Here is an 11,327-nt window from a genome sequence, read left to right on the forward strand (position 1 = left end):
CGCGAGCCGGATCGGCTAGGGGCGGGGCGTGCGGATCTATCCGACGGCGAGAACGATCTTCCTGATGGTCCTGGGCGCGCCCCTGGCCCTGGCGGCGGCGCTCGTCTCGGCGCGGCTGTGGCTGGTGGGGCCAGCCTGGATCGCCCTGGTCGCGGCCCTGCTGTTCGTCGACGCCCTGCTGGCGCCCGGCCGCCGCCGGATGCAACTGACCCTGACCGCGCCGGGCTCGATGGCCAGCGGCGCGATCCAGCCGGCCCTGTTGCAGGCGTCGTTCCCGCGTGGCGTGGCCCCGGGCAGCGTGGAGTTCGCCATCGACCTGGACGATCGGCTGGCGGCCGAGCCGGCCCATGGCCGGGCCCGCACCCGCGAGCGCCAGGCCGTCCTGCCGCTGACCTTGACCGCGGTTCGGCGCGGCGAGGGCAGGGTGCACCGCGTCTCGGCCCGCTGGCGGGGCCCGCTGGGCCTGACCTGGAAGCAGCGCGACGACGCCCTGGACAAGGTGATCCCGGTCACGCTGGACATCGCCGCCGTCAAGGAGGAGGCCCTCCGGCTGTTCTCGCGCGACCCGTCGGTCGGCCATCGCCTGCAGCTCGACCTGGGCGGCGGCAGCGACTTCCACGCCCTGACCGATTTCCGACCCGGCATGAACCGCCGGGCCATCGACTGGAAGCAGTCGGCCCGTCACGGCGCTCTGCTGGCCAAGGAGTTCCACGTCGAGCGCAACCACCACATCGTCGCGGCCATCGACACGGGCCGGCTGATGAGCCAGTCGCTGCTGGGCCGGCCGCGCCTGGACCACGCCCTGAACGCCACCCTGCTGCTGGCCTATGTGGGCCTGAAGATGGGCGACAAGGTCGGGCTGTTCGGCTTCGACGCCCGGCCCAACGTCTCCAGCGGCGTCACCTCGGGCCCCAACGCCTTCGGCGCCCTGCAGCGCCTGGCCTCGAAGATCGACTATTCGACCGAGGAGACCAACTACACCCTGGGCCTGACCCAGCTGTCGGGCCAGCTGTCGCGGCGCTCGCTGATCGTGGTGTTCACCGACATCGCCGACTCCACCAGCGCCGAGCTGATGCTCGAGAACGTCGGCCGCCTGTTGCGTCAGCACCTGGTGCTGTTCGTGATGATGCGCGACGAGGAGCTGGAGGCGATCGAGCGCAAGGCCCCCGAGAGCGCCGACGACGTCTCGCGCGCCGTGGTCGCCGCCTCGCTGCTGCGCGAGCGCGACGTGGTGGTGACCCGTCTGCGCCGCATGGGCGTGGAGATCGTCGAGGCGCCGGCCGACCAGATCGGGCCGGCCCTGCTGGCGAGCTATCTGGACCTCAAGCGCCGGGACCTGCTCTGATGGCCGAGCTGCACCTGAAGAGCTACCGTTTCCGGGCCGAGCGCGAGGCCGACTGGCGGCGGCTGGAGAGGCTGCTGACCAAGGTCGGCAAGGGCTCGGCCAAGGCGCTCAGCGACGAAGAGCTGCTGGCCTTGCCGGTGCTGTACCGCCAGGCGCTGTCTTCGCTGTCGGTGGCCCGCGCCACCTCTCTGGACCAGGGGCTGGTCGACTATCTGGAGAGCCTCAGCACCCGGGCCTATTTCCTGGTCTACGGCACGCGGTCCAACTTCCTGGAGCGGCTGGGCGGCTTCTTCGGCCATGCCTGGCCGGACGCCGCCAAGGCGCTGTGGCGCGAGACCCTGGCCAGCTTCCTGCTGACCCTGGTCGGGGTGCTGGCGGCCTATTTCCTGACCCTGCACGACCCCGACTGGTTCAGCGCCTTCGTGCCGGGCGACCTGGCGGGCGGGCGCGGGCCGACGGCGTCGGTCGAGGCCATGCGCGCCACGCTCTACGACCAAGGCGAGCACAAGGGCCTGTCGGTGTTCGCCGCCTTCCTGTTCACCCACAATTCCGGCGTGGCGATCTTCGCCTTCGCCCTGGGGTTCGCCTTCTGCCTGCCGACCTCGATGCTGATGGCCTACAACGGCGCGATGCTGGGGGCCTTTCTGGCGGCGTTCGGCATGAAGGGCCTGGCCTTCGAGGCCGGCGGCTGGCTGGCGATCCATGGGGTGACCGAGATCTCGGCGGTGATCCTGGCCGGGGCGGCGGGTCTGCGCATCGGCTGGACCCTGGCCTTCCCGGGCGACCTCAGCCGGCCGGCGGCCATGGCCCAGGCGGGACGGCAATCGGCCACCCTGATGGGCGGGGTGGTGGTCATGCTGTTCTGCGCCGGCATCCTGGAGGGCGTCGGGCGGCAGGTGATCCAGAACGACTTCGCCCGCTACGGGATCGGCCTGGTCACCCTGGTCGCCTGGCCGGCCTATCTCTATCTGCCCCGCCGCCGGAGCGTCGTCGGATGAAGGCGACTCGGAAGAAAACCAAGGCCGCCACGGCGGTGGCGATCGGCGACCCCACGGCCGGCGACGATCGCCAGGCCCGCTCGCTGGTCACGCCGGAGGGCGTCGACCTGAAGCTGCGCCTGGGCGACGCGGGCGAGCGCGCCGCCGCCCTGCTGATCGACCTGCTGATCATGGTGGCGGCGCTGATCGCCTTCGCCCTGCTGGCGGGCCTGGCGATGATCGGTTCGAAGGGCAAGGGCGGGGAGGTGATCGGCACGGTGGCGGTGCTGGTCTTCTTCGTGCTGCGCAACCTCTATTTCGTGCTGTTCGAGCTGACCCCGGGCGCGGCCACGCCGGGCAAGCGGGCCATGGGCCTGCGCGTGGCGGCCCGCAACGGCGGCCGGCTGACCGCCGACGCCATCTTCGCCCGCAACGCCATGCGAGAGATCGAGCTGTACCTGCCTCTCAGCTTCCTGGCCGTGCAGGGCGACCAGGTGGGGGCCTGGATCAGCCTGGCGGGTCTTTTGTGGTGCGCGGTCTTCCTGCTGTTCCCGCTGTTCAATCGCGATCGCCTGCGGGTGGGGGACCTGGTGGCCGGCACCTGGGTGGTCAAGGCCCCGACCCGCAAGCTGGCGCCCGACCTGGTGGAGACCTCGCGGCCGGCCGTGGAACGCTTCCGGTTCACCATGGCCCAGCTGGACGCCTACGGGGTCAAGGAACTGCACGTGCTGGAGGACGTGCTGCGCCGCTACGAGACCAAGACCATCGCCCTGGTCGCCGCCCGCATCCGCCTAAAGATCGGCTGGAACGCCGCGCCCGACGAGTCGAACGGCGACTTCCTGGCGGCCTACTACGCCGGCCTGCGCGGCCGGCTGGAGTCGCGGCTGCTGCTGGGCAAGCGCCGCAAGGACAAGTTCGACAAGAGCTAGGCGAAGACTTCGACCAGGCGATCCGTCGGCGTGCCTTCCTTGCTCCAGCGCAGTTCGTAATAGATCGAGACGGCGAGGAGCGCGTTGACGATGCTTAACAGGGCCTGCATCGCCGGTTCCGCGATGGCGTCGACAACAGGGTTTCCGACCGCGCTGGCGGCGAGTTGGATAAGCCAGGCAAAGACAAACCAGACCACGCCGACCGCCAGCGACAGTCCGAAGATCGCGCCGCGCCGCTCACCCGTCAGCCTGTTGCTGCGTCGGATCGCGTCCCATACGCCCAGGCGTTCGGTCACCATGGCCGGAACCACCACGATCCACGCCAAGGAAAGGATGACGCCGGGAATGACCAGCAGGACGAATCCTCCCAGGATTCCCAAGCTGGTGACGACGCCGAGCGCCAGCAGGGTCAGGTAGTCGCGGGCGCCGCCGAACGGCGCGGCGCCGGCCGTGTGGGGGCTTTCCAGCCTGCTCAGGGCGCTGCGAGAGATCGCGGCCTGCAAGGTGACCGAGCCGAGCATGGACACCAGCAGGCTGACTAAGATCATGATCCAGGTATTCGGGGCGGCGTAGCCTGTCTCCGGCCTGCTGAAGACCCGGGTCAGGGCGTCCATGCCCAGGTCGGGCAGAGCGACGAAAAGCGCTGAAAACAGCAGGATCTTGAAAGCGTCGCGCCGGAAGATCGTCGTGGCGTGCTTCAACACGCGCGCGGCTTCGAAGCCCCTTTGCACTGCGGCGTCGGTCATGTCTGGAAAGCCCCCGATCTAGGCCGCGATTCAGCCATGCGACGAGCCCGGTGTCCATGGTTCGCGCGTCTATCCCCGCGATCATCGAAACAACATCGAAAAAGATCAAAGCCTTGGAGGAAAACGCAGGTTTCCGATCCTTGGGTTTCCAGCCTGTCCCATAATGCTTGCACCTGAGAGCATGGGGAGGGCGCACGTACGGCGACCGATGCGGCTTTCAGGGGTGGACGAGCGGGAAGGCCTTGTCCGCCGTGCTTCTTCGGAAGCGTCCAGGTCGGTTCGGAGCAGGTTCGCCTCAGTCGCGACGAAACTCCGGCGCCCGGATAGGCGGATAGGGCCAGCAGGCCCGGGCTGAAATCGCCCGGGCGGTCCAGGACGGAGCCAACGTCCTGCCCGTCGGGGGTCTCCATCGGAGCGGGTTAAAAATCCGCGACCCGAAGGCTTCCGGATAACGGCTCCACGCGAAGCGCTCGAACTTCGTCGAAACGGTACAAACATCAAAGCTACTCCGGGCGAGGCCCGGGCGCTTCGCACCCTTCCCATCCGATCGCAGCTTCGGCGCGTGAGTGCGAACCTGTGTCCGCCGAAGACCCCCTCAGTCGCTACGCGACAGCTCCCCCAGCGGGGGAGCATCTAGCGCGATTAGATCCTCCCCCTCTGGGGGAGATGGCCCGTTGGGCCGGAGGGGGGAACGGCGTCGGCCGCAGTTTTTCTGTCCTCCCCCCTCGATGAACTCAATTGACCCGACCGGCCGTGTAGGGATTTAAGCCGCTCCAACTTCACCGCACCTTGGCCAATTCGCGGCTTGGCGCGTTCCTGTTTTCATGGCTCCTTCCGGGGCCCGACGCGGATGCTGGACGACGATCACCCGATGACCGCCGAAACGATCTCCGCGCCGCCCTCTTCGGCGAACAAGACGCCCGCCCCGCGCCGCCCGCTGTTTCGCCGGCGCTCGGCCATTCCAGGCTTCGGCCTGACCCTGGGCGTAACCCTGACCATCCTGTCGCTGATCGTGCTGATCCCGCTGTCGGCGGTGGCCATCAAGGCCTCGGCCCTGTCGCCGGCCCAGTTCGTCGCGGCCGCCTTTTCGGAACGGGCGATGGCGGCCTATCGCCTGACCTTCGGCGCGGCCTTCGTGGCGGCGGTGATCAACGGGGTCTTCGGGGTGCTGACCACCTGGGCCCTGGTGCGCTACGAATTTCCCGGCAAGGCCGTGGTCAACGCCCTGGTCGACTTGCCGTTCGCCCTGCCCACCGCCGTGGCCGGCATCGCCCTGGCCACGCTGTACGCCCCCAACGGCTGGGTCGGGCAGTACCTGACCCCGCTGGGGATCAAGGCGGCCTACAACCCGGTCGGCGTCACCATCGCCCTGATCTTCATCGGCCTGCCGTTCGTGGTCCGCACCCTGGAGCCGGTGATGCGCGACCTGTCGGCCGACGTGGAAGAAGCCGCGGCCAGCCTGGGCGCGGGCCGTTTCGCCACCATCGGCCGGATCATCCTGCCAGCCCTGGGGCCGGCCTGGCTGACCGGTTTCGCCCTGGCCTTCGCCCGTGGGGTCGGCGAGTACGGCTCGGTGATCTTCATCGCCGGCAACATGCCCTACAAGTCCGAGATCGCGCCGCTGCTGATCATCATCCAGCTGGAGCAGTTCGAATACGCCAACGCCGCGGCCATCGCGCTGGTCATGCTGGGCGTCTCGTTCCTGATGCTGCTGGTCATCAACGCCATCCAGGCCTGGTCGCGGAGGTTCGTCTGATGGCCGTCCCGACCAAGGCCGATTTCCGCCATCCGACCGACGATCCGCTGTGGGCCAAGATCGTCGTCGTCGGCCTGGTCCTGCTCTTCCTCGGCCTGGTCCTGATCCTGCCCTTGGCGGCGGTGTTCGCCGAGGCCCTGCGCAAGGGGCTGGGGCCGGCGCTGGACGCGATCACGACGCCCGACGCCTGGGCGGCGATCAAGCTGACCCTGATCACGGCGGGGATCACCGTGCCGTTCAACGCCCTGTTCGGCCTGTGCGCCGCCTGGGCCATCGCCAAGCACGATTTCCCGGGCAAGCCCCTGCTGATCACCCTGATCGACCTCCCGTTCTCGGTGTCGCCGGTGGTGGCGGGCCTGATCTACGTGCTGGTCTTCGGCCTGCAGGGCTGGTTCGGCGAGCACCTGATCGACCACGACATCAAGATCATCTTCGCCGTGCCCGGCATCGTGCTGGCGACGATCTTCGTGACCTTCCCGTTCATCGCCCGCGAGCTGATCCCGCTGATGCAGGAGCAGGGCGTGTCGGAGGAGGAGGCCGCCGTGTCGATGGGGGCCTCGGGCCTCTACACCTTCTGGCGGGTGACCGCGCCCAACGTGCGCTGGGGCCTGCTGTACGGCGTGCTGCTGTGCAACGCCCGGGCCATGGGCGAGTTCGGCGCGGTCTCGGTGGTCAGCGGCCACATCCGCGGCCTGACCAACACCATGCCGCTGCACGTGGAGATCCTGTACAACGAGTACGACTTCGTCGCCGCCTTCGCCGTCGCCGCCTTGCTCTGCCTGCTGGCGATCGTGACCCTGGTGCTCAAGAGCCTGCTCGAGATCGCCCAACCCGACGTCAAGCGCGGCGGCGGCCACTAGATGACCGGAACGAAGACGCTCCCATGACCATTTCCATCCGTTCCGTCGAAAAGAAGTTCGGGCGCTATCCGGCCCTGAACAGTGTCGACCTGGAGATCGCCGACGGCGAACTCGTGGCGCTGCTGGGTCCGTCGGGCTCGGGCAAGACGACCCTGCTGCGCACCATCGCCGGCCTGGAGTTCCCCGACGCCGGCCAGGTGCTGTTCGCGGGCCAGGACGTGACCTTCGCCTCGGCCGCGGCCCGGCGCGTCGGCTTCGTGTTCCAGCAGTACGCCCTGTTCAAGCACATGACCGTGGCGCGCAACATCGCCTTCGGCCTGGACGTGCGGAAGGGCCAGGACAAGCCGCCCAAGGCCGAGATCGCCCGCCGGGTGGACGAACTGCTGAAGCTGGTCGAGCTGGAGGGCCTGGGCAAGCGCTACCCCTCGCAGCTGTCGGGCGGCCAACGCCAGCGGGTGGCCCTGTCGCGCGCCCTGGCCGTGCAGCCCAGCGTGCTGCTGCTGGACGAGCCGTTCGGCGCCCTGGACGCCACCGTCCGCAAGTCGCTGCGCAAGGAGCTGCGCCGGGTGCACGACGCCACCGGCGTCACCACCATCTTCGTCACCCACGACCAGGAAGAGGCCCTGGGCCTGGCGGACCGGGTCGCGATCCTCAACGCCGGCCGCATCGAGCAGATCGGCACGCCCGACGAGGTTCACGACAATCCGGCCACGCCGTTCGTCTGCGGCTTCGTGGGCGAGGCCAACCGCTTCGAGGGGACGGTCGCCGGCGGCCGGTTCACCTCGGGCGCGGTCTCGTTTTCGGCCAAGGGCGTCCGCGACGGGGCGGCCGTGGCGTTCGTGCGGCCTCACGATTTCGCCCTGGACGAGGGCGGCTTCGAGGTCCGGGTCGACCGGGCCCACGTGCAGGGCGCCCTGACGACCGTGGCCGCCACCGCCGCCGACGGGCGCGCCGTCGAGGTCTGCGCCTCGCGGTCCGAGGCCGCGCAGTTCGCCGGGACGGTCAGAATCGCGGCCCGCAAGAGCCACGTCTACCCGGTCTAGGCGAACGCCGGTCTACTGCTGCTGCTGGCGTTGTTGCTGTTCGCGGATGGCGTCGGCGCTGGCCCGGCGGCGATTGGCCGAGCCGAACGGGGCCGAGGGGCGGGGCAGGCGCAGGAATTCCGGCTCGGCCACGGCCGCCCGGGCCCGGCGCACCGAGACGCCGACCGCCAGGTGGCTCTCGGAATCGCCCTTGTAGACCCCGCGCGACGGGGTGACATCGCCATAGTCCCGGCCGACGGCCACGGCCACGTGGCGTTCGCCGGCCATCACATTGTTGGTCGGGTCGAAGCCCACCCAGCGATAGCTGGGCAGGAACACCTCGACCCAGGCGTGGGTGGCGTCGGGATCGGAGCGGTCGCCGGCTTCGCGGTCGGTGAACAGGTAGCCGGAGACGTAGCGGGCCGGGATGCCCCAGGCGCGGCAGACGGCCAGCATCACATGGGCGAAGTCCTGGCAGACGCCGCGGCCGGCGCTCAGCGCCAGGTCGATCGGGCTGTCGGCGTCGGTGACCCCGGGCTGGTACTCGAAGGCCTTGTAGATCGTGTCGCACAGGGCCTGGACCGCCGAGAACGGATCGCGGCGGCGCAGGGCGTCCAGATCGTGCTCGGCGATGAAGGTCTCCAGGGCCGGCGTCACCTGGACGAAGCCGTGCGGCTGCAGGTAGTCGAAGCACTCGCCCTTCACGAAGGCGCTCTTCAGCCGCTCCCACTCGCCCATGTCCAGCGGCATTGGCCATTCGTGCACCGGCTCGGTCTCGACGGCCGAGCGGGCGATGATCGTCAGGCCGTCATGCGGCTGGGGCACGTCGAAGTGGTAGACGGCGTTGCCGAAGCTGTCGGCGTAGGAGAAGATCTGGGCGGCCGGCTCGATGTCCAGCTCGAAGCTGACCAGCCGCTGGCGCGCGCCTTTCTGGGGCTGCATCCACAGCTCCATCAGGCTTTCGCGGACGGGCCGCTCGTAATGGTACTGGGTGACGTGGCGGATCTCGAGCAACACGGGCGGTATTCCTAAGCGACCCGCCTCAGGCGGGGAGGCGCATTTCCAAGGGGTAGGCGACGAAGGTCTCGTAGATCGCCTGGTGGATGCGGGCGCATTCGTTGGCGACGGTGGTCAGCAGCTCGCCGGCGCCCTGGCTTTCCAGTTCGCCGACGTCGGCGAACTCCAGCCGGGCCTTTAGCCGGCCGGCCAGCCGTTCGGGGGCGGCCCGTCCGGTGGCTTCGACATGGCGGGCCAGTTCGCTGAGGTGCTTTTCGATCTGGCTGGTGGCGAAGCGGATCGAGCGCGGGAAGTCCTCGTCGAAGACCATGAACTCCAGGATGTGCCGCGGCTCGATCTCGGCGGTGTAGACCCGCAGATACGGCTCCAGCGCGCAGCCCATCCGCAGCAGGCTAACCAGCGCCAGGTGGTCGTTGACCCTAGGGCTGTCCTCGGCGAAGCAGGCCTCCAGCAGGCTGGCGATCAACTGGGCCCGCTCCAGGTACATGCCGACCATCATGAAGCGCCAGCTTTCGCCATGGCTCATGGTGGTGTCGGCCGCGCCCTTGAACAGGTGCACGTCGGCGATGATGTCGTGCAGGAAGGTCACCGAATTGTCGGCGAACTCGCGGCCGGCGTTGCGGTCCATGACCTTCAGATAGAGCAGGTTCAGCCGCTCCCAGGTCTCGGTCGTGATCTGGTCGCGAACCTGGCGGGCGTTTTCCCGGGCCCGCGACAGGGACGAGACCACAGAGTTGGGATCCGAGCGGTCCAGGACCAGGCCCTTGGCCGCCTCGAAGGCGCCGGCGGTCAGGTCGGTCTCGCCGACCGCCGACAGCGCGATGCGCACGGCCTCGGCCCCGGTGTCGGTCTGGTCGAGCGTGGCGTTGAGCATCACCGTCGACAGGCGCGACAGGTGCTCGGCCCGCTCGATGTAGCGGCCCAGCCAGTAGAGGCTGTCGGCGACGCGAGCGAGCATCATGCGAGCCACTCCTTAGTCAGGAAGGGGGCGAGCATCATTGGCCGGTTCCTTTTTCGGCAGAGTGGCCGGCGCCATTGCCGTTGTGGCCGTTCTCCTCGGCCAGGACCCAGGTGTCCTTCGATCCGCCGCCCTGGCTGGAATTGACCACCAGCGAACCGCGCTTCAGCGCCACGCGGGTCAGGGCGCCGGGCGTGACCACGGTCTTCTCGCCCGACAGGATGAAGGGCCGCAGGTCGACGTGGCGCGGCTCGATGCGGCCGTCCACGAGGCATGGGGCGGTCGACAGCTGGATGGTCGGCTGGGCGATGTAGTTGGCCGGATCGGCCTTCAGGGCGTCGGCGAACTCCGAGCGCTCCCGGGCCGAGGCGTGGGGGCCCACCAGCATGCCGTAGCCGCCCGAGGCGCCCACCGCCTTGACCACCAGCTTGTCGAGATTGTCCAGCACGTGGCTCAGCTGGGCGGGCTCGCGGCACAGGAAAGTCTCGATGTTCGGCAGGATGGCGTCCTCGCCGAGGTAATAGCGGATGATGTCGGGCACGAAGGCGTAGACGGCCTTGTCGTCGGCCACGCCGGTGCCCGGCGCGTTGCACATCACCACATTGCCGGCCCGGTAGGCGTTGAACAGGCCCGCCGCGCCCAGCGACGAGTCGCGGCGGAAGGTGAGGGGGTCGATGAAGTCGTCGTCCACCCGGCGGTAGATCACGTCCACCCGGCGCAAGCCGGTGGTGGTGCGCATGTAGACCATGTTGTCATGGACCACGAGGTCGCGCCCCTCGACCAGCGGCACGCCCATCAGCCGCGCCAGATAGGCGTGCTCGTAATAGGCCGAGTTATAGACGCCGGGGGTCAGCACCACGACCTGCGGGTTCGGCCGCCAGTCGGCGCTCATGCTCTTGAGCGTAGCCAGCAGCAGGTCGGGATAGCGTTCGACCGGCCGCACGCCGGCTTCGCGATAGGCGCCGGGGAAGGTCCGCTTGGAGGCGTCGCGGTTGGCCAGCATGTAGGACACGCCGGACGGCACCCGCAGATTGTCCTCCAGCACGGCGAACTCGCCGTCCTGGCCGCGAATCAGGTCGCTGCCGCAGACGTTGGCGTAGGCCTTGTGCGGCACGTAGAGGTTCTGCATCTCGCGACGGTACGAGGGCGCGCCCAGCACTAGTTCGCGCGGCACCACCCCGTCCATCAGGATCTGCTGTTCGCCATAGATGTCGGCCAGGAACATGTTCAGCGCCTGCAGGCGCTGGGTCAGGCCAGCCTCGATCTTGGCCCATTCCTGGGCCGGCAGGATGCGTGGGAAAAGGTCGGTGGGGATGATCCGCTCGGTGGCGCTGTCGGCCCCGTAGACCGTGAAGGTGATGCCCTGCAGCAGGAACGAGCGCTCGAGCATCCGCTGCCGGTCGGCCAGCTCGCCGGCCCCGAGCGTGGAGATCCGGCTCTGCAGCGCCGCATAGTGGGCCCGCACGTCGCCGCCGTGGGCGATCATCTCGTCATAGGCCACGCCGGGCAGATAGGCCGCCCCGGTCATCGGCAAGGTGGGAGTATCGTCGATGTCCTGGATTTTCGCCGCCACGCCCGTGTCCACTTTGTCCGCCCTTCGCGCCGCAGTGAGGCGGCGCGTCCCGATCCAGCCTAGAACGCGCGAAGGGCGCAAGCGGTGCTTTTCTTGCCGCGATGACGAAATGTGCGGTCCTGCCCAACATTTGGGCGCCGCTCT

At 68.9% G+C, this 11,327-nt stretch carries 10 protein-coding genes; 6 read left to right on the forward strand and 4 right to left on the reverse strand.

Translation table 11 applies throughout. The features are described 5' to 3' along the window. The first annotated feature begins 28 nt into the window (after positions 1-28). From G3M57_RS11740 to G3M57_RS11750, 3 genes are read left to right on the forward strand one after another with little or no spacing between them, the layout of a single operon-like run. Positions 29-1,345 carry a DUF58 domain-containing protein gene (locus tag G3M57_RS11740; RefSeq protein WP_230983698.1) on the forward strand — a complete coding sequence of 439 codons (1,317 nt, stop codon included), beginning with the start codon at positions 29-31 and terminating at the stop codon, positions 1,343-1,345. Next, on the forward strand, positions 1,345-2,343 hold the full coding sequence (locus G3M57_RS11745) for a stage II sporulation protein M (protein ID WP_163230665.1): 999 nt from the start codon (positions 1,345-1,347) through the stop codon (positions 2,341-2,343). The genes G3M57_RS11740 and G3M57_RS11745 overlap by 1 nt, the downstream gene beginning before the upstream one ends. Further along, entirely contained in the window at positions 2,340-3,251 is a 912-nt protein-coding gene (locus tag G3M57_RS11750; protein ID WP_163230667.1) for an RDD family protein, read from the forward strand. The genes G3M57_RS11745 and G3M57_RS11750 overlap by 4 nt, the downstream gene beginning before the upstream one ends. Here the strand turns inward: G3M57_RS11750 and G3M57_RS11755 are convergent. Continuing rightward, positions 3,248-3,997, reverse strand: a complete 750-nt coding sequence (locus G3M57_RS11755; protein WP_163230669.1) for a DUF7847 domain-containing protein — start codon at positions 3,995-3,997, stop codon at positions 3,248-3,250. The two genes, G3M57_RS11750 and G3M57_RS11755, sit on opposite strands and share 4 nt — an antisense overlap. An 871-nt stretch (positions 3,998-4,868) precedes the next feature. Between G3M57_RS11755 and cysT the strand changes: the two genes are divergently transcribed. Genes cysT through G3M57_RS11770 form a run of 3 tightly spaced genes read left to right on the forward strand, consistent with a single transcriptional unit; the run spans position 4,869 to position 7,656 of the window. After that, a complete protein-coding gene (gene cysT, locus G3M57_RS11760) occupies positions 4,869-5,753 on the forward strand; it encodes a sulfate ABC transporter permease subunit CysT (RefSeq protein WP_056751582.1) in 885 nt (294 codons plus the stop codon). Continuing rightward, positions 5,753-6,613: a sulfate ABC transporter permease subunit CysW gene (gene cysW / locus G3M57_RS11765; protein WP_082564417.1), complete on the forward strand. Its 861-nt coding sequence runs from the start codon at positions 5,753-5,755 to the stop codon at positions 6,611-6,613. The genes cysT and cysW overlap by 1 nt, the downstream gene beginning before the upstream one ends. Positions 6,614-6,636: 23 nt before the next feature. Further along, positions 6,637-7,656: a sulfate/molybdate ABC transporter ATP-binding protein gene (locus G3M57_RS11770; RefSeq protein WP_163230671.1), complete on the forward strand. Its 1,020-nt coding sequence runs from the start codon at positions 6,637-6,639 to the stop codon at positions 7,654-7,656. A gap of 12 nt (positions 7,657-7,668) precedes the next feature. On the opposite strand, the gene G3M57_RS11775 is transcribed toward G3M57_RS11770, so the two are convergent. The 3 genes from G3M57_RS11775 to G3M57_RS11785 are packed head-to-tail and all read right to left on the reverse strand — an operon-like array spanning position 7,669 to position 11,183. Continuing rightward, the gene (locus tag G3M57_RS11775) at positions 7,669-8,652 is read right to left on the reverse strand and encodes a transglutaminase family protein (RefSeq protein WP_163230673.1); all 984 of its coding nucleotides are present in this window, start codon (positions 8,650-8,652) and stop codon (positions 7,669-7,671) included. 25 nt (positions 8,653-8,677) lie between these two features. Beyond that, entirely contained in the window at positions 8,678-9,613 is a 936-nt protein-coding gene (locus G3M57_RS11780; protein WP_163230675.1) for an alpha-E domain-containing protein, read from the reverse strand. A 34-nt stretch (positions 9,614-9,647) separates the two neighbouring features. After that, the gene (locus G3M57_RS11785) at positions 9,648-11,183 is read right to left on the reverse strand and encodes a circularly permuted type 2 ATP-grasp protein (protein WP_156402079.1); all 1,536 of its coding nucleotides are present in this window, start codon (positions 11,181-11,183) and stop codon (positions 9,648-9,650) included. Positions 11,184-11,327: the final 144 nt, after the last annotated feature.

This window comes from Caulobacter rhizosphaerae, from assembly GCF_010977555.1.
Lineage (GTDB): Bacteria > Pseudomonadota > Alphaproteobacteria > Caulobacterales > Caulobacteraceae > Caulobacter > Caulobacter rhizosphaerae.